The 24082-nt window shown below is 39.9% G+C and carries 24 protein-coding genes; 22 read left to right on the top strand and 2 right to left on the bottom strand.

Annotated features, from left to right (window positions below; all coding sequences use genetic code 11):
* The first annotated feature begins 422 nt into the window (after positions 1 to 422).
* The 11 genes from GHD25_RS09630 (at position 423) to GHD25_RS09580 (ending at position 9174) form a co-directional block, all read left to right on the top strand.
* Positions 423 to 938 carry a YqeG family HAD IIIA-type phosphatase gene (locus GHD25_RS09630; protein WP_164216244.1) on the top strand — a complete coding sequence of 172 codons (516 nt, stop codon included), beginning with the start codon at positions 423 to 425 and terminating at the stop codon, positions 936 to 938.
* Positions 939 to 941: 3 nt separating this feature from the next.
* Positions 942 to 2042 (top strand): ribosome biogenesis GTPase YqeH, encoded by a 1101-nt coding sequence (gene yqeH, locus GHD25_RS09625; RefSeq protein ID WP_164216242.1) that lies wholly within the window; start codon positions 942 to 944, stop codon positions 2040 to 2042.
* A gap of 11 nt (positions 2043 to 2053) precedes the next feature.
* Positions 2054 to 2899, top strand: a complete 846-nt coding sequence (gene aroE / locus GHD25_RS09620; RefSeq protein WP_164216240.1) for a shikimate dehydrogenase — start codon at positions 2054 to 2056, stop codon at positions 2897 to 2899.
* Position 2900: 1 nt separating this feature from the next.
* Positions 2901 to 3191, top strand: coding sequence for a ribosome assembly RNA-binding protein YhbY (yhbY, locus tag GHD25_RS09615; protein WP_164216238.1), 291 nt, complete (start codon positions 2901 to 2903; stop codon positions 3189 to 3191).
* 13 nt (positions 3192 to 3204) lie between these two features.
* Entirely contained in the window at positions 3205 to 3774 is a 570-nt protein-coding gene (locus GHD25_RS09610; protein ID WP_164216236.1) for a nicotinate-nucleotide adenylyltransferase, read from the top strand.
* A complete protein-coding gene (gene yqeK / locus GHD25_RS09605) occupies positions 3761 to 4339 on the top strand; it encodes a bis(5'-nucleosyl)-tetraphosphatase (symmetrical) YqeK (protein WP_164216234.1) in 579 nt (192 codons plus the stop codon). Before GHD25_RS09610 ends, yqeK begins: the two co-directional genes overlap by 14 nt.
* Positions 4340 to 4693 carry a ribosome silencing factor gene (rsfS, locus tag GHD25_RS09600; protein WP_164216232.1) on the top strand — a complete coding sequence of 118 codons (354 nt, stop codon included), beginning with the start codon at positions 4340 to 4342 and terminating at the stop codon, positions 4691 to 4693. It begins immediately after the preceding gene.
* Between the two features lie 2 nt (positions 4694 to 4695).
* The gene (locus tag GHD25_RS09595) at positions 4696 to 5454 is read left to right on the top strand and encodes a class I SAM-dependent DNA methyltransferase (protein ID WP_164216230.1); all 759 of its coding nucleotides are present in this window, start codon (positions 4696 to 4698) and stop codon (positions 5452 to 5454) included.
* A 158-nt stretch (positions 5455 to 5612) separates the two neighbouring features.
* Positions 5613 to 6215, top strand: coding sequence for a helix-hairpin-helix domain-containing protein (locus GHD25_RS09590; protein WP_164216228.1), 603 nt, complete (start codon positions 5613 to 5615; stop codon positions 6213 to 6215).
* A 98-nt stretch (positions 6216 to 6313) separates the two neighbouring features.
* Positions 6314 to 6889, top strand: coding sequence for a ComE operon protein 2 (locus GHD25_RS09585; protein ID WP_164216226.1), 576 nt, complete (start codon positions 6314 to 6316; stop codon positions 6887 to 6889).
* 5 nt (positions 6890 to 6894) lie between these two features.
* Positions 6895 to 9174 (top strand): DNA internalization-related competence protein ComEC/Rec2, encoded by a 2280-nt coding sequence (locus tag GHD25_RS09580; protein WP_164216225.1) that lies wholly within the window; start codon positions 6895 to 6897, stop codon positions 9172 to 9174.
* Between the two features lie 578 nt (positions 9175 to 9752).
* Here the strand turns inward: GHD25_RS09580 and GHD25_RS09575 are convergent.
* Positions 9753 to 9887: a YqzM family protein gene (locus tag GHD25_RS09575; RefSeq protein ID WP_164216223.1), complete on the bottom strand. Its 135-nt coding sequence runs from the start codon at positions 9885 to 9887 to the stop codon at positions 9753 to 9755.
* A 329-nt stretch (positions 9888 to 10216) separates the two neighbouring features.
* Here GHD25_RS09575 and holA point away from each other — a divergent pair, with 329 nt between their 5' ends.
* Positions 10217 to 11236 (top strand): DNA polymerase III subunit delta, encoded by a 1020-nt coding sequence (gene holA, locus GHD25_RS09570; protein ID WP_164216221.1) that lies wholly within the window; start codon positions 10217 to 10219, stop codon positions 11234 to 11236.
* Between the two features lie 65 nt (positions 11237 to 11301).
* On the opposite strand, the gene rpsT is transcribed toward holA, so the two are convergent.
* On the bottom strand, positions 11302 to 11568 hold the full coding sequence (gene rpsT / locus GHD25_RS09565; protein ID WP_164216219.1) for a 30S ribosomal protein S20: 267 nt from the start codon (positions 11566 to 11568) through the stop codon (positions 11302 to 11304).
* A gap of 208 nt (positions 11569 to 11776) precedes the next feature.
* Here rpsT and gpr point away from each other — a divergent pair, with 208 nt between their 5' ends.
* From gpr to prmA, 10 genes are all read left to right on the top strand, one after another.
* Positions 11777 to 12880 (top strand): GPR endopeptidase, encoded by a 1104-nt coding sequence (gpr, locus tag GHD25_RS09560; RefSeq protein WP_164216217.1) that lies wholly within the window; start codon positions 11777 to 11779, stop codon positions 12878 to 12880.
* Between the two features lie 93 nt (positions 12881 to 12973).
* Complete coding sequence (spoIIP, locus tag GHD25_RS09555) at positions 12974 to 14140, top strand: stage II sporulation protein P (RefSeq protein WP_164216215.1); 1167 nt, start codon at positions 12974 to 12976, stop codon at positions 14138 to 14140.
* 12 nt (positions 14141 to 14152) lie between these two features.
* Positions 14153 to 14461 carry a hypothetical protein gene (locus GHD25_RS09550; RefSeq protein WP_164216213.1) on the top strand — a complete coding sequence of 103 codons (309 nt, stop codon included), beginning with the start codon at positions 14153 to 14155 and terminating at the stop codon, positions 14459 to 14461.
* 421 nt (positions 14462 to 14882) lie between these two features.
* Complete coding sequence (gene lepA, locus GHD25_RS09545) at positions 14883 to 16691, top strand: translation elongation factor 4 (protein ID WP_164216211.1); 1809 nt, start codon at positions 14883 to 14885, stop codon at positions 16689 to 16691.
* Between the two features lie 146 nt (positions 16692 to 16837).
* Positions 16838 to 17989: a radical SAM family heme chaperone HemW gene (hemW, locus tag GHD25_RS09540; RefSeq protein ID WP_164216209.1), complete on the top strand. Its 1152-nt coding sequence runs from the start codon at positions 16838 to 16840 to the stop codon at positions 17987 to 17989.
* 121 nt (positions 17990 to 18110) lie between these two features.
* Positions 18111 to 19142, top strand: a complete 1032-nt coding sequence (gene hrcA / locus GHD25_RS09535) for a heat-inducible transcriptional repressor HrcA (RefSeq protein WP_164216207.1) — start codon at positions 18111 to 18113, stop codon at positions 19140 to 19142.
* A gap of 197 nt (positions 19143 to 19339) precedes the next feature.
* On the top strand, positions 19340 to 19909 hold the full coding sequence (grpE, locus tag GHD25_RS09530; RefSeq protein WP_164216206.1) for a nucleotide exchange factor GrpE: 570 nt from the start codon (positions 19340 to 19342) through the stop codon (positions 19907 to 19909).
* Between the two features lie 29 nt (positions 19910 to 19938).
* The gene (dnaK, locus tag GHD25_RS09525; RefSeq protein WP_164216203.1) at positions 19939 to 21774 is read left to right on the top strand and encodes a molecular chaperone DnaK; all 1836 of its coding nucleotides are present in this window, start codon (positions 19939 to 19941) and stop codon (positions 21772 to 21774) included.
* A gap of 149 nt (positions 21775 to 21923) precedes the next feature.
* A complete protein-coding gene (gene dnaJ / locus GHD25_RS09520; RefSeq protein WP_164216201.1) occupies positions 21924 to 23048 on the top strand; it encodes a molecular chaperone DnaJ in 1125 nt (374 codons plus the stop codon).
* A gap of 38 nt (positions 23049 to 23086) precedes the next feature.
* Positions 23087 to 24028: a 50S ribosomal protein L11 methyltransferase gene (gene prmA / locus GHD25_RS09515; protein WP_164216199.1), complete on the top strand. Its 942-nt coding sequence runs from the start codon at positions 23087 to 23089 to the stop codon at positions 24026 to 24028.
* Positions 24029 to 24082: the final 54 nt, after the last annotated feature.

The following is a 24082-nucleotide window of genomic DNA, read 5'->3' as shown; positions in this document are numbered from 1 at the left end:
AGATTAGTAATAATTTAACACGTAATTTAGGGATGGACAAGACTCGGGTTATCTACAGCTGCCTGTAGATAACTTGTGAGCAAAGTAATTTTTGTGCTCATTTTGATTGCTCCAATCTTATTTGTTATGTGAATAAAGTTATCCACAATGCAAAAAATGAAAGTATTTGTCGAACGATTTTAGTCATTTTGGCACTAATTTGCACGTTTCCTTAAAGTACTATTCTTTTTTTGCTGAATATGCAATATCCTGTATTAAAAATGATAGAGGAAAGCAAAAGACAAGCTAATTCACTTTCCTCTATGTTTGAACAGGTGTAATTTTTTCCTGTTTCACTTTATATTACTAGAAAGTTGGTATACGATAGGGTTATAATTAAAAATCGATATAGACGGAAAGTGCGATCAATTGAGGTGTCCATATTGTTAAAATCTTTTTTGCCGAATGAACATGTTAAAAGTATTTTTGATATACAGCCTGAGGTGTTAAAGAAAAAAGGGATAAAAGGAATTATTACAGACCTGGATAATACCCTCGTTGCATGGGATGTAAAGGATGCAACAGAGGAAGTAATTCAATGGTTTGAGTTGATGAAGAACCATGATATAAAAATCACCATTATTTCAAATAATAAACAGGACAGGGTAAAGATTTTTTCAGAACCACTGGGAACTCCTTTTGTGTTTAGTGCCCGAAAACCTTTAGGCCGGGCTTTTAAAACAGCCGCAAAGGAAATGGGACTGAAAAAGGAAGAGGTAGTCGTAATCGGGGATCAAGTATTAACGGATGTACTCGGCGGAAATTATGCTGGATTCTATACAATCCTGGTGGTTCCCATTGTAGAAACCGATGGCAAAATCACCAGGATTAACCGGAAATTCGAAAGAAGAATATTAAACTATATGCGGCGAAAAGGCAAAATCAGCTGGGAGGAATAATAAATGAATGACATGGTTTGCCAGGGATGTGGAGTACTTCTCCAATCGAAAAACCCAAAAGATTTAGGTTATATTCCATCATCTTCCCTGGAAAAGGACAGCCCATTATGCAAACGCTGTTTTCGATTAAAACATTATAACGAAATACAGGACGTGGAAATTAGGGATGATGACTTTCTCAGGATGATCAGTTCAATAAGAAATACGAAAAGCCTGGTCGTTCATCTAATTGATATTTTTGATGTCCATGGCACGATGATTCAAAGTCTGCCCGGAATTGTGGGAGATAACCCAATAATTTTAGTGGGAAATAAGATGGATTTACTGCCAAAATCAACAAATGAACGGAAGCTGATCCAATGGCTGAAAGCCTCTGCAAAAGAGGCAGGACTTAGTGTAGTTGATGTACTTTTAATATCATCCGAAAAAGGGCATGGTTTTCAAGTTCTCGGGGAAAAAATTGATGCTCTTAGAAAAAAGCGGGATGTATATATTGTTGGAGCAACTAATGTGGGGAAATCCACTTTTATCAACAGATTGATTAAGCAGTCAACCGGGTACAGCAACGTAATTACTACTTCCTATTTTCCCGGAACGACACTTGGATTTATTGAAATACCTTTGGATGACCAATCATCATTCATTGATACGCCGGGTATTATAAATAAAAACCAAATGTCGCATTATGTATCCGCTGAGGATTTAAAGATAATCACTCCCCGGAAGGAAATAAAACCTCGGGTTTATCAATTAAACAGTGGTCAAACCTTATTTTTTGGGGGGCTGGCCAGACTGGACTTTCTTAAAGGGGAAAAACAATCGTTTGTATGCTATTTTTCCAATGAGCTGCAGATTCACCGTACAAAGCTGGAAAATGCAGATAAATTATATGACAATCATGCAGGCGATTTATTAAGTCCGCCTGATCAGCAATCAATGGATCAATTGCCTCCGCTTCAGGAAAGCAAATTTCATGTAGGAGAAGGCAAAACGGATATTGTATTTCCCGGTTTGGGCTGGGTGAGTACTGATAGTCAAAACATCGCCATAGCAGCTCATAGTCCAAAAGGGGTAACAGTAACAAAAAGAAATGCTTTAATATAAGGGGGAGCAGTATGCATTACCGATTTTCTTTAATTGGCTATCCAATCAATCATTCCTTATCACCTTGGATCCATAAGCATTTTTTAAAAAAGGCCGGGTTGGAAGGGGAGTATACTATTTATGAAATTGACCAGAAAACTTCGTTAGGCCTTGAAATGGAAAAGTTAAAATCTAAACAGCTTCATGGCTTTAATGTGACAGTTCCATATAAACAAAAGATTCTGCCCCTTTTGGATAAAGTGGATGATACTGCACGGAAAATGGGTGCAGTGAACACAGTAGTTAACGAAAATGGAATTTGGACAGGCTATAATACAGATGGGATCGGATATCTGCGTTCCCTGGAAAGCAAATTTCCCGAGTTGTTCCGTGACAAATCAAATTCTATATTAGTTATCGGAGCAGGCGGGGCAGCACGGGGTATTTATGCTGCTTTAAGTGATGAAGGATTCAATCACATTGATATTGCTAATCGCACCGAAAATAGTGCAGTTCAAATTTCGGAAATAGGAAATAAAAAAACCAAAACGACAATTTTAACACTTAAAGAAGCGGAACTGGCTGCTGGCAATTATGATATTATTGTACAAACAACCTCGGTCGGAATGAAACCCGCTAAAGACAGATCCATTATTTCATTGGAGCATATAAAAGAAACTGCTATTGCAAGTGATATAATTTACCAGCCAATAAATACTGTTTTTTTGCAGCAGGCGAAAAATGCTGGTGCGTCTATTCATTACGGACATACGATGCTTTTATACCAGGCACAATATGCCTTTGAGCTTTGGACAGGAGAAAAGGTACCGATTGATGGACTTGACCAGAAATTATTGCTGGAGTTGAAAGGAAGATAATATGTTAACCGGCAAACAAAAAAGATTTTTAAGAAAAAAAGCACACCATTTAAAGCCTATCTTTCAAGTTGGCAAAGAGGGTGTAAATGATCAAATGCTGAAACAAATCAGTGAAGCTCTCGAAAAAAGAGAATTGATTAAGGTAAGCATTTTACAAAATAATATGGATGATAAAGATGAAGTGGCAATTGATATAGCTGGTGGAGCAGATGCGGAGCTCGTACAGGTAATTGGCAATAATATTGTCCTGTACAAAGAATCGGAAGAACACAAGCAGATACAGTTGCCGTAAAAGGGTGGGTGTGATGAAACGTACAGGAATCTTAGGCGGAACATTTGATCCGCCCCATCTGGGGCATTTAATAATAGCTGAGGAAGTGCGGCAGAAATTGGGATTGGAGGAGGTATGGTTTATCCCCTCCTACACACCCCCACATAAAGATGATGCCAAAGCGCGTCCGGAAAACAGAGTGAAAATGGTGGAATTGGCCACTGCTTCCAATCCTTATTTTAAGGTAAATACAATAGAACTCGAACGAGCGGGAAACTCCTATACCTATGATACGTTGGCAATGTTAAAAAAATCTCACCCTTCCAGGGATTTCTATTTTATTATAGGAGCCGATATGGTGGAATATTTGCCGCATTGGCATAAGATAGACGCGCTTAGGGAGCTTGTCCATTTCGTTGGTGTAAAAAGGGCCGGATATCACCTTGCTTCCGCTTATCCGATCATTGAAGTTGACATACCAGTCATTGAAATTTCTTCGACTTTATTAAGAAAAAGGCTGCAAAAAAAGAAATCGGTAGCCCATTTAACAACGGAAAAGGTCTACGGCTATATGAAGGAGAAACGATTGTATGAAAAAGGATAAGGCTATTGAAGTTGTCAGACAGCAATTAACACAAGAACGTTTTGATCATACTTTAAGAGTTGCGGAAACAGGAATTTATTTAGCAAAGATTTACGGTATCTCCGAGAAAAAAACAGAACTTGCAGCTATATTTCATGATTATGCAAAATACCGTTCAACGGAAGAAATGGCAAGGTGGATTAAATCAACAAAAACACTTTCAAAGGATTTGTTGAATTATCATCATGAAATTTGGCATGGCCCGGTAGGCGCAGTTTTGGTGGAGCGGGAATGTGGAATAACTGATAAAGATATCCTGTCTGCAATCCATTATCATACAACCGGAAAAGCTATGATGAGCAAACTTGACATGATTATATTTTTAGCGGATTATATAGAACCTAACAGAAGCTTTCCGGGTGTGGAAGAAGTGCGGGAAATGGCTGATGCCGATTTGATGCGGGCTTGCTGGATGGCACTTAGGAATACGTGCATCTTCCTTTTGGAAAAAAAGGTCACCGTTTACCCGGATACTTTTTATGCTTATAATGATTTAACGAATCGTATAGATGGAGGTAATTTATAGATGGAAAAGGAAGAAATTTTACAGCTTGCAGCAGAAGCCTGTGATGGGAAAAAAGCTGAGAATCTGCTTGCACTGAATATGAATGAAGTATCGCTTGTTGCAGATTATTTTCTTATTTGCCACGGAAATACAGAACGACAGGTCCAGGCGATTGCCAGAGGTATAAAAGAAACAATGGATGAAAATGATATTAAGCTGAATCGAATGGAAGGTTTTGAACAGGCCAGGTGGATACTTGTAGATATTGGCGATATCGTCTGTCATATTTTTCATAAAGATGAACGTCATTACTATAATTTGGAACGGCTCTGGGGAGATGCGGCCCAAGTACCTTTAAAGCTGAATGGGGAATAAGAATGGCTTATACACATATGGCCGCTGTCTATGATACCTTAATGACGGACGCACCTTATGACAAGTGGCTGGAATTTACAAAGCAAGTCATTCAAAAATCCGGCCGGTCAATTGATAAAATTGCCGATCTGGGCTGTGGCACAGGCGAGATTGCTTTGCGCCTGGCTGAAGAAGGCTTTCAAGTTACTGGAGTCGATTTTTCTCCAGATATGCTTACACTGGCAGCTGATAAAGCAATTAAGAAAAACCTTTCTGTCCAATGGGTGCTTCAAGATATGCGGGAACTTGAAGGGTTTGTTAATATGGATTTGATAGTCAGCTATTGCGATTCCATCAATTACATTACATCTGAAAAGGAATTAAGCGATGTCTTTTATCGAGTGGCAGCATCCTTAAAAGAAGACGGTCTGTTTGTGTTTGATGTGCATTCTTTCTTTCATATGGAGCATCATTTGAAAAATCAGACGTTTGCAGATGCAGGGGAAGATGCGTCTTATATCTGGTTTTGTGTTGAAGGGGATCACCCTGGAGAAGTTTTTCATGAGTTAACCTTTTTTTCTTTGGAGGGCGGCCATTATATACGATTTGATGAACTGCACCATCAGCGGACTTTTTCTGTGGAAGCTTATAAAAAACTTTTGAGTGATGCAGGCTTTAAAAATATAAAATGGTATAGTGATTTTACCTTCCAAAATGATATAGTAAAAGAGGATGCGGAAAGGATTTTCTTTATAGCGGAAAATACCGGCAGGGAAAAATAATTCACCTGCCGGTATTTTTTTAAAGGATTTTGCTGATGTGTGTCGAATTTAATATATAAATGGGCTTTCCCCTTTTTTCTTCTGAATGTTCATTCCTCCTCACCTGAATTAATACAATCCAAACTTTTTCATTATTTATATATAAGGGTGTGTCCTGATTGAATGAGTTTATGAAAAAAACCTTATTTGCTGTTGGTGTCATTATTGGCATAGGATTATTTTTATTTATTACTAAAGATGATGGCGGGGGAGCTGAAGTTAATGAAGGTGTCAGGATGGTAGAGGAAATACCCCGGGCAGGCAATGATCCGGAATCAGATGAATTATCTTCAGATATCGAAGTCATGGTGGATGTGAAAGGAGAAGTCAGAAACCCAGGTGTATATGAAATACATGCGGGCTCCCGGGTAAATGATGTTATCCAAAAGGCAGGCGGGTTTACGGATGAAGCTGATGAGACCCAGGTGAATTTAGCTCAACGGGTTCAAGATGAAATGGTTATTATTATATCGAAAATTGGAAAAGAAGGGGAATCAGTCGGCATCAGCAGTGGAACTGATCATGAAGGAAAAATCCGAATTAATGTTGCTGATCAGCCGGAAATTGAAACGCTTAGCGGCATTGGCCCTGCCAAGGCAGAGGCGATTATTCAATACAGGGAAGAGCATGGACAGTTTCAAACGGCCGAGGATCTGCTTGATATTTCCGGCATTGGCCAGAAAACATTGGAAAATATACTGGACGAAATTATCATACCTTAGATAATTGACGTAATTTGCCGGGAAACGTAAACTAAATAAAAAGTAGTTTTTTGATATAAAATTATTGAATGGAAAAATATACAGGGGGAGTTTTGCAGATGGAAAGAATATCATGGGACCAATATTTCATGGCTCAAAGCCATTTGCTGGCATTGCGCAGTACTTGTACAAGATTGATGGTAGGTGCAACGATTGTCCGTGAAAAACGGATTATTGCCGGCGGATATAACGGAAGTGTTTCCGGGAGTGTTCATTGTATTGACGAAGGCTGTTATGTAGTGGACGGCCACTGTGTACGGACAGTTCACGCGGAAGCCAATGCTCTATTGCAATGTGCCAAATTTGGTGTTCCAACTGAGAATGCGGATATTTATATAACCCATTTCCCTTGTCTGCAATGCAGCAAACAGCTTATTCAGGCAGGAATAAAAACAGTTTATTATCAAACCGATTATCGCAATAATGAATTTGCTATCCAGTTATTCAGGGAAGCTGGCGTGGAAATGAAAAAAGTGGAACTGGATTACTTGGCTGTGGATACAAATTATCAGCAAAAGAAGAAATATGTGGATGAACTTTTAGCAAGGCTGGAGCCGATGATGGATAACAAAGCTGAAGTAAATAAACTAAAGCAGCAGGCGGAACAACTGTTTCCGGAAAACAGAAAGGTCTAAAGTCAATGAAAGGATATTGGCATATTCCGGCAGCCGCAGTGCTTGTCAGTATTTTCACCATCCATTTTCAATATAATTGGTTTATGATCCTTTTCTTCATTTGGCTAAGCTATTTATTCTATCGTAACCGGTTAGGGAAAATACCTGTAATTTTGTCCCTAATCTGTTACATTTTCTTTTATAACCATATACCTTCCTATGATTCCAATGCCTTAAACGAAGAAGCTGCAGCAAAAGAAACAGTTCAGGGTGAAATCAGCAGTGTGGATGAAATTACAAATAAGAAAGTGGAATTCACCCTCCGGAAAGAAAGCGGTCAAAATACCCTCATTTTATATTTTCCCCCGGATAGTAAGGATCTTCTGGCAAATGATGATTTTATCCAGCTGAAACATGGTGCATCATGCATCATTTATGGAGATGAAGAGATACCGGATGAAAGCAGAAACCCGGGTGAATTTAATTACCGGGAATATTTACTGACAAAAAGCATTACAAAACAAATTATTGTCTCTTCTTTGGAAGACATATCCTGTGAAGGCTCTTCATTTTTACATCGATTATATTCCCTCCGTTTAAAATTATCCCGTTATGCTGAAGAAAAAATAGGCTCTTACACAGCAGCCTGGCTGCATGCCCTGGTTCTGGGCGACGACACAAAAATCGGAGATGAGATCATTGAATTGTTCCAGCGCTGGAGTTTATCCCATATTCTTGCTATTTCGGGATTGCATATTGGCATCATCGTTTCTTTTGTCTATTTCATGCTTATAAAATTAAACTTGGCAACGAAAGAGAAAGCAGCGTGGATCATGTTATTATTTTTGCCGGTTTATGCTATCCTGGCCGGCGGCGAGCCTTCGGTATGGCGTGCAAGCACTATGGTGCTCATTTTTATCATTTTGAATAAGTTAAAGCTCCATTTAAGTGTAACTGACGTCCTGAGCATTGTGTTTTTATTATTGATTTTGATGGAACCCAATATCATCTTTCATGTTGGTTTTCAGCTTTCATTTGCGGTAACATTTGCTTTGCTGATTTCAAGGAAATGGATTACTGACTCATCTCGTACGCTGTATCAGAGCCTGCAAATAAGCTTTGTGGCACAAATGATGATTTTTCCCCTGCTGATTGCCTATTTTTCCTATTTTCAACCGCTGTCTATCCTGCTGAACGTCATCGTTGTACCTTACTTTTCTCTTTTTGTTATACCATTCATGTTTATTATTTTTATAACCTCTCCTTTTTCAACTCTTACAAACATATTTGATCATTTCTTTATTATGGTACATGAATATTTCCTTGATTTTATTATATGGATTGACTCACATCTGAATTTTCCCTGGGTTACAGGCTCCTTGCCATCCATTATCATTATCGGCTATTATGTATTCTTTTTTTCCTTAATGTTTCACTTGGAGAAAAATAACCGCAGGAAAGCTTTTATGCATGGTTTATGTATCTGTCTGCTTGTAATCAGCATGCTGATACTTCCCTATTTATCTCCAGAGGGAAGGATAACCATGCTGGATATCGGTCAGGGAGATGCCTTTGTTATAGAGCTGCCATATCGCAGAGGGGTAATTATGATTGATGCCGGGGCGCGCCTTTCTTTTGAAGATATGGAAGGAAATAAAAATGTGTATAAACAAATTATTAAACCTTATTTATATTCACGGGGTATCAGGGAGATTGATGCTGTTTTTTTAACCCATGAAGATGTAGACCATACGGGCAGTATATCATTTATGGTTGAGGAGTTGAATATTGATCAAATACTGGTGAGTGATTATTATCAGTTTGAAGAAACTACAGTTTCGCATTGGCTGGAAAATAATGTGGACATAAAAAGGGTTTCACATAATCATGAAGTGGAAATTGGCGGCCATCCTTTTTATGTACTGGCACCAGTCAGAGATAAACATGGAGCAAACGAAAATTCTCTTGTATTGTATACAGAAGCAGGGGGGAAACGCTGGCTGTTTACCGGAGATATTGGAAAAGAGGAAGAAAAGGAAATAATAGAACTTTACCCTGATTTACGGGCGGATGTTTTGAAAGCAGCCCACCATGGAAGTGATTCCTCCTCGGATCAATCATTTATTGATGTGCTGAATCCTCAATATACTTTAATCTCTGCAGGTGTAAATAACGTTTATGGACACCCTTCCAGCAAAGTGATTGATCGTTTGCAGGAGACAGTCATTTTAAGAACAGACAAAAATGGAGCTGTTCAGTTTCGCTATAGACAAAATGAAGGAACGTTTTATAAATTCCTGCCATAAGATATGATGAAGCATTACAAAAGTTATTGGGTCCTCCAGTTATTCACTTTACCGTTTTGGACACATAAATAAAGAGGCTGGACACAAATTTTAGTAAGCAGATACCCAAATGTTCTTAAATCTGCACTTAAATATACTTTACTTTTACCATCGGCACAAGTGCGGCATCCGCAAAAAAACAAGGGAGTTATCCCGGTATCTCTTCGACGCAGGCGGCTTGTATGCCTCTTTATGCTCGTTGCCTTGCGGGTTTTTCAATGGTGCAGCAATCTCCGCAAGTAAGATTCTCCCTTTTCATTGATGTCTCACTAATGCCTTTTCTCCCGCCTTTGGCGAGGCGGGCATTCCGCGCAGCCCCGGGGGTATGCGTATTTACGGAGCTGTTATTAGTCTTATTGATGCTTACTCTGATTTCTGTCTCAGCATCAATTGTAAATTAAGGCAAGACAAAATTTTTGGCTCAGAAGCGGATTTTGCAGAGCTGAAATTTTTAAGGCCCAAGTAAAAACTAACGCATTCACTTTAAAACGAGTGAATGCGAGTTTTTCTAATATGTGCCGGTAAGTATTAATCAGCTGTTACATCATTACTACACTGATTACGACACCGATAGTAAATAGCACGATCCAGAAAAGGAATGAGAAACCAAAGCCTTTGATTGAATCAACAACATCATTATTTTTTGATTGTGCGTCTTTTTCAAACTCGTTCACACTAACCCCTCCTATATCACCATTAGTATAAAATAAAATCTTTAAAAAATCTACTTTAGCCTCTAAAATGTCACATAATAATTTGTTTATCCATTTTTAGAAAGACTTTACATCTATAGTTTTGTTTGTACGGGAAAATCTATAAGTAAACAGAAAACATCGTTTAGAGTACAGTTCCTAGGTCTGTGTTCTGAACGTTTATATAGATTCCGGGGGAATTTAAGCTGCAAATTCCCCCGATTTTCCTTGCTATTCGCCATTGAACGATTTACCATAAATATAAAGTTGCAATAAAATGTATAAATACTGTAATTGGCGGAGTGGACGAGATGACTTATTCAGAAATAGTAAAACAGATAAAAAAACAGCAAATTTCACCGGTATATTTAGTTTATGGGTCGGAAAGTTATTTTATACAGCAATTCAAATCAGTGATCACAAATGCGGTATTAGGAGAAAATAAAGATGAATTGGCTGTTTATGATTTGGAGGAGACACCTGTTCAGGAAGTGGTCAGAGATGCAGAAACCTTTCCTTTTTTTGAAGAAAGAAAACTAATTTTCGCTACAAACCCAATCTTTTTAAAAGCGAAGCCCGGATCACTGGATTTCGAGCATGATCTTGCCGTTCTGGAAGCATATTTGGATCAACCGGCAGATTATTCCATAATTGTCTTCATCGCTCCATACGATAAAATAGATGAAAGAAAAAAAATAAGTAAACAGATGAAAAAAAAAGCTTCCGTGGTACCCTGTAATACGATAAAAGAACAAGATACGGGAAAATATCTGGACGAAATGGCCGTCCGGTATAGTGTACAATTAGACCAAGATGCGAAAGAAATCATGGAAACAGAAGTGTCAGCAAATCTGCATTTACTGGAGAAAGAAGTTGAAAAGCTGGCCACTTTTGCCGGGAAAGATGGGGTGGTAACGAAAGAAGCTGCGGAAATCCTGTTGTCACATACCCCGGAAAACTCTTCATTAAGATTGGTTGATGCTGTTATAGACCGTGATTTACATAAGGCGATATCTATTTATAAAGACCTGGAAAAAATGAAGGAGGAACCAATCGCACTTATTGCGCTGCTTGCTTTTCAATTCCGGATGATCCTCCAGGTGAAATTGCTGAAACGAAAAGGAATAAGCCAATTTGACATGCAAAAACAGCTTCGCGCCCATCCTTACGTCATTAAAATAGCATTAAAAAGAGAACGGCGTTTTACATTGGAAGGACTGCACAGAATAATGGATAAGCTTGCAGAAACGGATGCTCAAATGAAGCAGGGAACGATGGAAAAAAGCCTTTCTTTTGAGTTTTTGCTTTATGATCTTATTCAGAATCAATAAATGATTTTTCGCTTTACTTAGCCTCCAAAAAAATGATCCCATTTAAATTTAATGGGATCATTTTTTTATGCGCCAAGATTATTTACTTTTTCAGCTAAACGGGATTTTTGACGGTTTCCGTTGTTCTTGTGGATAAGTCCTTTTTGCACTGCTTTGTCAATTTGACTGTTTGCAGTCTGCAGAGTAATTTTTGCGTTTTCTGCATCATTTTCTTCCACTAATTTTTCAACTCGCTTAATTACGGAACGCATCGCTGCTTTTTGTGCGCCGTTTTGTGAGCGTTTTTTATTGTTGACTTCAACACGTTTAATTGCAGATTTAATATTGGCCATTGTTTCACCTCCCAATTACAAGCATACTATTGATCATAATTGCTAATCCAGTCCTGATTAAAAGCAATGGGCTAACGAAGTCCAGTGATAAGTGGACAAGAGTCATTTTATCAGAGGTTCTCCTTGTTTTCAAGAGCTTTCACCGGTATGTATGAGTTTTATTAATTTGTGAACGCTATTACTGAAGAAATGTGAAAGGATGAAACCTATGAATGAAGAGAAAACAAACTTCCAGGTCAGAACAGATCTTGCAGTGGAAGCCCGGGATATGTTTGTGGAACAGGAAGAAAAGACGGAAAAAGAAAGCGGACTGAAAGGGGTAACCGTTAAAGAAAGAAAACAGGATAATATAAAAATTACCTATGTGGAGATTGATGAGACTGGGGAAGAATTAATCGGAAAAAAGCAGGGTTCCTATGTAACAATATATGCAGATGGCGTTAAAAGGCAGGATACGGCAAGACAGGAAAAAGCTGCACAAATTCTCGCAAAGGAACTGGAACAATTAATTGCCAAAAATAATATCCCCGCAGATAGTAAAGGTTTGATTGTGGGACTTGGCAACTGGAATGTAACCCCGGATGCACTTGGTCCAATGACGGCCGAAAAAGTGATGGTAACCAGTCATTTATTTGAACTGGAGCATGAATCTGTTTCTGAAGGGTATCGGCCGGTTGCTGCCGTAACTCCCGGTGTCATGGGGGTAACCGGCATTGAAACGAGCAATATTATTTTTGGGATCGTAGAGAAGTTTAAGCCTGATTTTGTCATTGCCATTGATGCGCTTGCTTCGAGATCAATTGAAAGAGTCAATGAGACGATTCAGCTCTCAGATACAGGCATACATCCCGGTTCAGGGGTAGGGAATAAGCGGAAGGAACTAAGTAAAGAAACACTCGGTGTTCCGGTACTGGCAATAGGGGTTCCAACGGTAGTGGATGCTGTCACCATTGCGAGTGATACGATTGATTTTATGCTGAAGCATTTTGGTAGGGAATGGAATGAAAAAGATAAACCGTCCAGGTCACTTGCGCCGGCAGGTTTAACATTTGGAAATAAAGTATATACGGAGGAAGATCTGCCGGATGAAGAAAAACGTGAAACATTCATGGGAATCGTTGGCACATTATCAGATGAAGAAAAGCGAAAACTGATTAATGAGGTTTTGACTCCCCTTGGCCATAATTTAATGGTAACGCCAAAAGAAGTAGACGGATTCATGATAGACATGGCCAGTGTTATAGCAAACGGCGTCAATGCTGCGTTACATGAGCAAGTAGATGTTAATAATTTTGCTTCCTATACGAGATAGCTTCCATTCTATCTTAAATGGAAGTTTGGTTCTATTTCCTGAAGTTACTTCATAGATTTTGACTATAAGGACTTCAGGAAGGGCGGAACCAGTATGTCAAACAAGCAAAATACTCGCACGCATCAGCGTTTTAATCTTTTTTTTAAGAAGAGCGGAATTTATTTAATGAGCATTATCATATTATTTGTGTCCATCGGATTTTTGACGACAGTACAACCGGCTTACCGTCTTTCTATTCAAACGATTACGGAGTGGACAAGCGATATAGACAGTTCTACCTTTTTATACTTATTTGGTATAGAGAATCGTGCATTTCAGCAGGCATATCCAAATGACCAGGCCATGCCAAATCTCTCTACTGAACTGCTGCAAATAGCAACAAGTATAAAGCCAAATGACCCCAGAAGCCTTTTGGGAAATGAAATACCGGGGTTTTCAGTATATGACCGGATTTTAATTGCCGGTGAAGGAACGAATTATGCAAATATGCCAGTAGAGTCTTCTCCTCCACTGGAAGAAGTTTTAAGGGAGAGAGAAGCAGTGTTTGATGAGGAGGAAAAAGAAACAGAGGTAAAAGAACAACCAAAGGAGGAAACGACGCCAACCACCGAAGGACGTAATGTTGTGTTTATCTATAATACACATAACCGTGAATCCTTTCTTCCGCATCTTCCGGATGTGACAAATCCGGACCATGCCCATCATGATGAAGTAAACATAACGAAAGTAAGCGAACGTTTTGCCCAGGCATTAGAAGAAAAGGGGATTGGCTCCCTGGTGGATGATCATGATTTTATGAACATATTAAATGAGCGCGACTGGGGTTATGGACAATCCTATCAGGCGTCAAGGGAAATAGTAGAAGAAGCGATGGCGGGAAGCAACGATTTAAACTACGTTTTTGATATCCATAGAGATTCTATCTCCAGGGATAAGACAACAACAGAAATAGATGGTGAATCCTACGGCAGGATTTTATTTGTAGTAGGAGCAGAACATGAAGAATATGAAAAAAACCTCGAACTGGCCAAAGAATTGCATAATTTGCTGGAAGATAAATATCCGGGAATCAGCCGCGGCTATTTGCCGCTGGAGGGTGCAAGAACGAATGGAATATTTAATCAGGATCTGAATGAGAATGCACTTTTATTTGAGTTTGGCGGTGTGGAAAATACGCTGGAGGAGCTTTATCGCTCGGCGGATATTCTGGCGGAAGTATTCAGCGAATATTACTGGGATGCTGAAGCTGTTGATGGTTAGGAGGAAAAGAGCATGATACGCTCATTTATAGTTCTATTATTACTCGCAGTCTTTTTCTTATCAGGCATGCTTTACGGAGTGGATCGCGGGAATTCGGATACGCCTTCTGCTGAGAAGGAAAACAATGTTGTGGAAACCGTGGAAGATGAACCTGGTTTATATGATCATGATAGTAATACAGCTGAGCTGACCGCAGAATTATCGAAAACTGAACAGCAAAATTTTACGCAACAGACTGCTTCTTTTCTTGAAGCGGGTGTTAAGGGGCTATATGATGTAATTGTTCACATACTATATCAGTTTGCCCAATTATTTTTCTGAGAACTATCGTTCACTGAATTACACGAATAAGACCATCTCTCGTGTGCATCACTTCCTCCGGATACATGATGTTTATTCACATTGGCATTCCGAACGGCAAATGCGGGTTAATTCAGCAAACTGTAAACTTTGTCGTTGGTTCAGAAGTAAGTATCCTCCTGCAAATTTTGACAACAATCCGGGCAGTAAATAAGTGTTTTAAAATAAATCCCCGGTCCAACGTTATGATTGAATATAGATTGCTCTACTGCTATAATCAACCTAGTAATCACCGATTAAGATTTTGAACTTAGCAGGAAAGCATTATTCAAATATATTCGTCCGGAAAAATGCATGGTATTATAGATCATACCCCTGCAGCACTTAACTTTATGAAAGTCAAGTTTTCTTTGAAGAAGACGTGTAGGAGTGAACATCACTAATGACAAATAAACAGCGAAAAGTAAGGAATTTTTCCATTATAGCTCATATAGATCATGGAAAATCCACATTGGCTGATCGGATTCTTGAAAATACAAAAGCAATCGAAGAACGGGAAATGAAGGAACAATTGCTGGATGCCATGGATTTGGAGCGGGAGCGCGGCATCACGATAAAATTAAATGCGGTGCAGCTGCAATACACGAGTAAAAACGGAGAAGAATTTATTTTTCATTTAATTGATACACCAGGCCATGTCGATTTTACATATGAGGTATCCCGCAGTCTGGCTGCCTGTGAAGGAGCCATTCTTGTTGTGGATGCTGCCCAGGGCATTGAGGCACAAACGCTGGCCAATGTATACCTTGCTATGGATAATGATCTGGAGATTATTCCGGTAATTAATAAGATAGATTTACCGAGCGCAGATCCGGAACGTGTAACTAAAGAACTTGAAGATGTCATAGGCATAGATAGAGATGAAGTAATACTCGCATCAGCAAAATCCAACATTGGCATTGAAGAAATTCTGGAACGAATTACCGAAGTGGTTCCGGAACCGGCAGGCAAAAATGATGCGCCTTTAAAAGCACTTATTTTCGATTCTTTATATGATTCCTACCGCGGTGTCATTGCTTATGTTTGTATTAAGGAAGGTACGCTGCGGGTCGGAGATAAAATCAAGATGATGGCCACGGGGAAGGAATTTGAAGTAAATGAAATGGGAGTTTTTGGGCCAAAGCCCATCAATAAAAAGGAGTTAACGGTGGGAGATGTCGGATTTTTGACTGCTTCCATTAAAAACGTAAGCGATTCCCGGGTAGGGGATACGATAACCCATGTGGACCGGCCTGCAGCTGAACCGCTGCCTGGCTACAGAAAATTAAACCCGATGGTTTTTTGCGGATTGTACCCGGTTGATTCCAATAATTATAATGATCTGAGGGAAGCTCTGGAAAGACTGGAATTAAACGACTCCTCGCTGCAGTATGAACCGGAAACGTCCCAGGCGCTTGGCTTCGGTTTCCGCTGTGGTTTTCTGGGACTGCTGCATATGGAAATTATTCAGGAACGGATTGAACGCGAGTTTAACATTGATTTAATTACGACAGCCCCCAGTGTGATTTATGAGGTTGAACAGACGAATGAAGAATTGCTGGAGATTGACAACCCGTCCATGATGCCTGACGCACAGCAAATCGAAGAAATCCGCGAACCATTTGTAGAGGCTACAATAATGGTTCCCAATGACTTTGTAGGTGCTGTCATGGAAATAGCACAAAAGAAACGCGGGCAGTTTGTTGACATGGAGTATCTGGATGAAATCCGGGTTAATATCGTTTACCATATTCCATTATCTGAGATAGTCTATGATTTCTTTGATCAGCTGAAATCCCAAACAAAGGGCTACGCTTCCTTTGATTATGAACTGATAGGATACCAGTCTTCAAAGCTGGTGAAGATGGATATATTATTAAACGGGGAAACGATTGATGCCCTGTCCTTTATCGTGCATAGGGATTTTGCCTATGAGCGGGGTAAACAAATTGTGGATAAGCTGAAAGAACTAATTCCAAGACAGCAATTCGAAGTTCCTGTCCAGGCGGCAATCGGAAATAAAATAGTGGCCCGCTCAACGATTAAAGCAATGCGAAAAAATGTGCTTTCCAAATGTTACGGCGGGGATATATCCCGTAAACGAAAACTTCTGGAGAAACAAAAAGAAGGGAAAAAGCGCATGAAAATGGTTGGTTCCGTAGAAGTCCCGCAGGAAGCATTTATGGCAGTTCTGGAAATGAATGATGACTAAGGGTAAAGTGACGAAAGGGAGAACTTACAGCCAAACAGGCTTATAAGTTTTCCCCTTTTTAAGTATAATCCCATACTCTTCTGCATTAACGATCAACTTTTTTAAAAACTGTCATAAGAGCAACTTTGAGTAAGGAGTAGAGAGCTATGAACGAAATTCAGTCTGTATATATTCATATACCATTTTGCCGGCAAATATGCCATTACTGTGATTTTACCAAGTTTTTTTACAATGAAAAATTGGCGGATGAATATATAGAAGCTTTAATAAATGAAATTAATGTAAATGTTCCGGGCACGAAAAACAAAATCAGAACAATCTTTATAGGAGGAGGTACACCAACTGCACTAAACGAGGTACAACTAAGGACACTTCTTGCGTTCATCAGTGAAAAATTTGATGTAGCAGGTTGTGAAGAATATACTATCGAAGCAAATCCCGGCGACTTTGATGAAGAAAAGGTGAAGTTGCTTCAGGCCTACGGTGTAAACAGGGTGTCCCTTGGTGTACAGGTTTTTGATGATCATATGCTTGAGGAACTTGGAAGAGTGCACAAAATCAGTGATGTGTATAAAACAGTAGATCTGCTGCAGCAATACCGTTTTTCAAACATAAGCACAGATCTGATTTATTCGCTTCCAAAGCAGACAGTGAATCATTTCAGAAAATCACTTGATGAAGCATTGTCATTAAACCTGCCGCATCTATCCACTTATTCCCTGCAGATTGAACCGAAAACTGTCTTCTATCAGCGGCATAAAAAAGGAAAGCTGCATCGTCCCAAGCCTGAAGAAGAAGTGGAAATGTACTACATTCTACTTGAGACAACCAAGCGTCACGGACTCCAGCAATATGAAATAAGCAATTTTGCCAAACCCGGTTTTGAGAGCAAGCATAATTTGACTTATTGGAGTAATGAATACTACTATGGCTTTGGCGCAGGTGCTTATGGTTATCTGCCCGGCAAGCGAATCGGAAATCTGCGTCCGCTTCCAGCCTATACTAAGCAGGCAATGGCGGATGGTAAACCGATATTGCATATAGATGAAATTGGGATGCGGGAAAAGATTGAGGAAGAACTGTTTTTAGGTTTGCGCAGAATGCAGGGAGTCAATAAAGCGGTGTTTCAGGATAAATTCGGATTCCCATTGGATAAATATTATCGCAGCGCCATTGATGAATTAACTGATAAACAATGGCTGGTTGAAAGCAAAACAGATATCTATCTGACAGATGAAGGAAAACTTTTGGCAAACGAAGTGTTTGAGAAGTTTTTATTGGACGAGGTTTTTGCATAATTCCCTTCAAAAATCAGTACCTGGCCAATAATTCAAGTTCATTGACAAAAAAATGATGATTTGATAATTTATTATTAGAATTAGCACTCGCTATCCAAGAGTGCTAACAGAGGTGAACATCATGTTAACAGAAAGGCAGATGTTGATTCTACAAGTCATTATCGATGAATTCATAGAGACGGCACATCCGATAGGTTCAAGAGCCATTTCTAAAAAAGGCACTATACCGTATAGTGCTGCTACTATAAGAAATGATATGGCAGATCTGGAAGAGAAGGGATTTTTGGAAAAAACACATTCGTCTTCCGGACGGATTCCCTCGGAAAAAGGGTACCGCTATTATGTGGATCACATTGCTGCATCCATATCCGGTCAATCCGATGAGTACATTATTAAGGACCTTATCCAGGACGGTTTTTATGAATTTGAACAGATTGTGCAATTGTCTGCGGAAGTGCTATCAGAACTAACGAATTATACATCTATTATTTTGGGTCCGGAAATGATGGAAACAAAATTAAAACAAATACAGATGATTACTTTAACTCCGCATACAGCAGTAGTCATACTTGTGACCAATACCGGTCATGTAGAGCACCGCACTTTTACGATACCGTCTGAAATAAATCCTTCCGATCTGGAAAAGATGGTTAATATTATAAATCATCATCTAGCAGGCAGTCCGGTAATCAGTCTGCCGGAACTGTTTAATTCCGAAATCATTTCGATGATGAAAAAATACATGGATGATTTTGATCAAACCTATCAATATTTAAAAACGGCTTTCCTGGCTGAACAGCCGGTTAAACTATATATCGGCGGTGTATCAAACATTTTAATGCAGCCGGAATTTAACGATGTGGAGAAAATTCGTACTTTCTTAACCATGATGGAAAAAGAGGATGAAATAGCTACTTTGCTAAAACAGACAGACGATGGGATCAATGTAACCATTGGTCAGGAAAATGAAGTGGAAGCAATTAAGGACTTCAGCCTGATCACATCCACCTATCGCCTGGATGAAGGCCAGCATGGAACGATAGCACTGCTCGGTCCAACGAGAATGGAATATAAAAGGGTCATTTCGTTATTAAAGGTTCTATCAAATGAGATGACAGAGGCATTGTATATGTGGTATAAAAACAATGGCTGAGAATATCTGTTTACAGGTGGCAGGAGTTGCACCTGCCGCTAATTTGTCATGTATGAAACCAAGGTTTTACCGCTGTGCCAGTGTAAAGGGCATCAGTTTAAAATCCCCGTGGAAGCATTGTATAATGCAGGGGAGCGCCAGCAGAACTTTTCAGTAATGTTTTTTCCTGCATATGTATTTCAGGAGGTGTACCAGTAATGGAAAAAGAAGAAAAAGTCACAGCTGAGGAAGAACAGGACAAACCGGATCAGGAAGAAATTGAAGTAATTGATGCAGCAAATGAAGATGAAGAACAGGGCAAAGATGATCAGGAAGCATTGCAGCTTAAGCTGGAGGAACTGGAGAAGGAAAAAAACGAGACATATCAGCGGATGCTTCGTTTACAAGCTGAGTATGACAATTTTAAGAAGCGGACACAAAAAGAAAAAGAAGCGAGTCTTAAATATAAATCGCAGGATCTCGTAAACGAATTATTGCCGGTAGTTGATAATTTTGAAAGAGCATTGCAGGTAGAAAAAAATGAACAGACCAAAGGAATTATTGATGGTATTACTATGGTTTACAATCAATTTATAGAAGCACTTTATTCTGCGGGTGTGGAAGAAATTGAAACAGAAGGAAAGGAATTTGACCCAAATCTTCACCATGCAGTGATGCAAACAGAAGATGAAAATACAGGTTCCAATATTATTGTGGAAGAACTGCAAAAAGGATATATGCTTAAAGACCGGGTAATTCGTCCGGCGATGGTAAAAGTCAATAAATAATTGTCAGTCAGTTAAGGAGGAAATGGAAGATGAGCAAAATAATCGGAATTGATTTAGGAACAACAAATTCATGCGTATCTGTAATGGAAGGGGGAGAATCGGTAGTTATACCAAACCCTGAAGGAAATCGTACGACGCCTTCCGTAGTTGCTTTTAAAAATGGGGAAAGACAGGTAGGGGAAGTGGCAAAACGCCAGGCAATTACAAACCCTAATACGATTCAATCCGTAAAGCGACATATGGGAACAGATTACAAAGTGGAAATTGAAGGTAAAGAATATACACCACAGGAAGTATCAGCAATTATCCTGCAGCATATTAAATCCTATGCAGAGGATTATATTGGGGAAACAGTGGAAAAAGCGGTAATTACCGTACCGGCATATTTCAATGATGCAGAGCGCCAGGCCACTAAAGATGCCGGTAAAATTGCCGGCCTGGAAGTAGAGCGGATAATTAACGAGCCTACTGCCGCAGCGCTGGCTTACGGTATAGATAAAGAAGACCAGGATCAGACCATCCTCGTTTATGACCTTGGCGGCGGTACGTTTGATGTATCTATACTGGATATTGGCGACGGTACATTTGAAGTGATTGCAACAGCTGGTGACAATCGTCTTGGCGGTGATGATTTTGACGAAGTAATCATTGATCATATGGTTGCTGAATTCAAAAAAGAAAATGGAATTGACTTGTCCCAGGATAAAATGGCAACACAACGTTTAAAGGATGCGGCTGAAAAAGCGAAAAAAGATCTTTCCGGTGTATCTCAAACGCAAATTTCCCTGCCGTTTATTACAGCGGGAGAAGCCGGACCACTACATTTGGAAATGAATCTGACCAGGGCAAAATTTGAAGAGCTGTCTTCAGATTTAGTGGAGCGCACTATGGTACCAACCCGCAAAGCTCTGTCAGATGCGGGATTATCCGCAAATGAGATTCACAAAGTAATCCTTGTGGGTGGTTCAACGCGTATTCCTGCTGTACAGGAAGCGATTAAACGTGAAACAGGACAGGATCCGTCCAAAGGAGTTAATCCGGACGAAGTAGTTGCTTTAGGTGCTGCAATTCAGGGAGGCGTGCTTCAGGGAGATGTGAAAGACGTTGTACTGCTGGATGTTACACCTTTATCACTTGGAATCGAAACAATGGGCTCTGTATTTACCAAATTGATTGAACGGAATACAACCATCCCGACCAGTCATTCACAAATATTTTCAACTGCAGCCGATAACCAGACGGCAGTGGATATTCATGTCCTGCAAGGGGAGCGCGAGATGGCAGCCGATAATAAAACATTGGGCCGTTTCCAATTGACGGATATCCCGCCGGCACCAAGAGGCATGCCGCAAATTGAGGTTTCTTTTGACATTGATGCCAATGGTATTGTTAATGTACGTGCAAAGGATATGGGAACAAATAAAGAGCAATCCATTACGATTAAATCATCTTCAGGTCTTTCTGATGATGAAGTGGAACGCATGGTTAAAGAAGCGGAAGAAAATGCAGAAGAGGATAAAAAGCGCCGTGAAGAAGTGGAATTGCGCAATGAAGCGGACCAGTTAATCTTCACCACGGATAAGACAATAAAAGATTTGGCAGATAAAGTTTCCGATGAAGAAAAACAAAAAGCGGAAACAGCTAAAGACGAACTGAAAACCGCATTGGAATCTGATGATCTCGATCAAATTAAATCAAAGAAAGAGGCACTGGAGGAACAGGTACAGCAGCTTTCTGTGAAAATGTATGAGCAAATGCAGCAGGAACAGCAGGCGCAAGCGGGAGCAGAAGGAAGCGGGAAAAGTGATGACGATGTAGTAGATGCAGATTATGAAGAAATGGATGACGAAAAAGATAAGAAATAAACAAACCGATATATGGTTTGTTCTCTCCAATTGGAAGTCAAAGTCAGGAACCTCTTGGCTTTGACTTTTTACTGTTTGCCGGTTGTCACTTATCAGGAAGAAATGGTAAGATTAAAGTTATGCAATAGTGTCGGGAGTGTGAATAAACGGTGAGTAAGCGTGATTATTATGATGTGCTTGGAGTAAGTAAAGATGCTTCAAAAGAAGAAATTAAAAAGTCATATAGAAAGTTAGCCAGAAAATACCATCCGGACGTAAATAAAGAACCAGATGCCGCAGATAAATTTAAAGAAGCGAAAGAAGCCTACGAAGTGCTTAGCGATGAGCAAAAAAGGGCGCAGTATGATCAGTTTGGACATTCAGGACCACAAAGCCAGGGCTTCGGAGGCTTTGGAGGGGGCGGCCAGGACTTTGGCGGTTTTGGCGACATTTTTGACATGTTCTTTGGCGGCGGCGCAAGACGTGATCCTAACGCACCTCAACAGGGAGCAGACCTCCAATATACCATAGTTCTGGATTTTGAAGAGGCGATTTTTGGAAAAGAAACAGACATTCGAATTCCCAAAGAAGAAAATTGTGAAACCTGCCATGGGTCAGGAGCCAAGCCGGGAACGAAAACTAAATCCTGCTCCCATTGTAATGGCTCCGGACAGTTAAACACGGAGCAAAACACCCCATTTGGCCGTGTAGTGAATAAAAGAGTCTGTCATCACTGTCAAGGTTCCGGGAAAATTATTCCTGAGAAATGTTCCACTTGCGGCGGTTCAGGAAGAGTGAAAAAACATCGTAAAATTAATATTAATATTCCTGCCGGTATTGATGAGGGACAGCAGATTCGTGTTGCGGGAAAAGGGGAAGCAGGCATCAATGGAGGCCCCCCGGGAGATTTGTATGTCGTCGTTCAAATCAGGCCGCATGAATTTTTTACCCGGGAAGGGGATCATATATTTTGCGAGCTTCCATTAACATTTGCCCAGGCAGCACTTGGCGATGAAATTGAAGTACCTACAGTGCATGGAAAAGTCATGCTGAAAATACCTGCAGGAACGCAGACAGGGAAAACATTCCGCTTAAAAGGAAAAGGTGCCCCAAACGTACGCGGATACGGACATGGTGATCAGCATATCAAAGTGAAGATCATTACACCGACAAAACTGAACGATAGACAAAAAGAACTCATACGCGAGTTTAATAAGCTGGGCGGCCATGACGCAACCGATGAACAAGACGACTCTTTGTTCCAGCGGTTTAAGAAAGCATTTAAAAGTGAATAATTCCAGTAAACAAATAATTAGAAAAGAGTGGATCCTATATGCAATGGGCAGAAATACGTATTCATACAACTAATGAAGCGGTAGAACCGGTTTCAAACCTGATACATGAAGCAGGAGCAAGCGGGCTGGCCATTGAGGATCCACTCGATTTGCATCTTGAACATCGCGATACATATGGGGAAATGTATGATTTAAACCCTGCTGACTATCCTCAAGAAGGGGTCTATATCAAAGCATATATTCCGGTTGACAGCTTTCTGGAAAAGACGGTGCAGCAAATAAAAGAAGCAGTTGACGACCTGACAAAATACGGAATAAATATTGGGACGAACGACATTAAAATAAACAAACTGGATGAAGAAGATTGGGCCACGGCGTGGAAAAAGTACTATAAACCTGTTCAGGTGTCTGACCGAATTACGATTATACCAACCTGGGAAGAATATGAGCCTGATTCAAATGAGCAAATAATAATTGAGCTTGATCCCGGAATGGCTTTTGGGACAGGAACACATCCAACAACGATGTTAAGCATTCAAGCTTTGGAGAAATATATAAAAAAAGGTGATTTTGTTATTGATGTAGGCTCAGGCTCCGGGGTGCTGAGCATTGCTTCTGCTCATCTTGGAGCAGAAAGCGTACGTGCATTTGATCTTGATGATGTAGCGGTAAAAAGTACATTATCGAATGCAAGGCTCAATAGGCTGGAGGAGAAAATAACAGCAGAGCCAAATAACCTGTTGGAAGGTGTACATGAACATGTGAATTTGATTGTTTCCAACATATTAGCTGAAATTATCGTTAAATTTACACAAGATGCATGGAACAATTTAATCGAAGGTGGTTTGTTTATCACTTCAGGGATCATCCAAAGCAAAAAGCAATTAGTAGTAGACAAGCTGCAGCATGATGGCTTTCACATTTTGGAAATAAACGAAATGGATGACTGGCTGGCCATCATTGCCAAAAAGCCAGGGTAAAAAAGTCGAGTAAGCCGGGCTGCGATTACTGTTCATGTAAAAAAACACCGAAAA

The sequence above is a fragment of the Virgibacillus aidingensis genome (genome assembly GCF_010994035.1).
In the GTDB taxonomy this organism is placed as follows: Bacteria; Bacillota; Bacilli; order Bacillales; family Amphibacillaceae; genus Virgibacillus_N.
The sequence above is the reverse complement of the archived record's forward strand: the minus strand, read 5'-3'. Positions and strand labels throughout refer to the sequence as shown.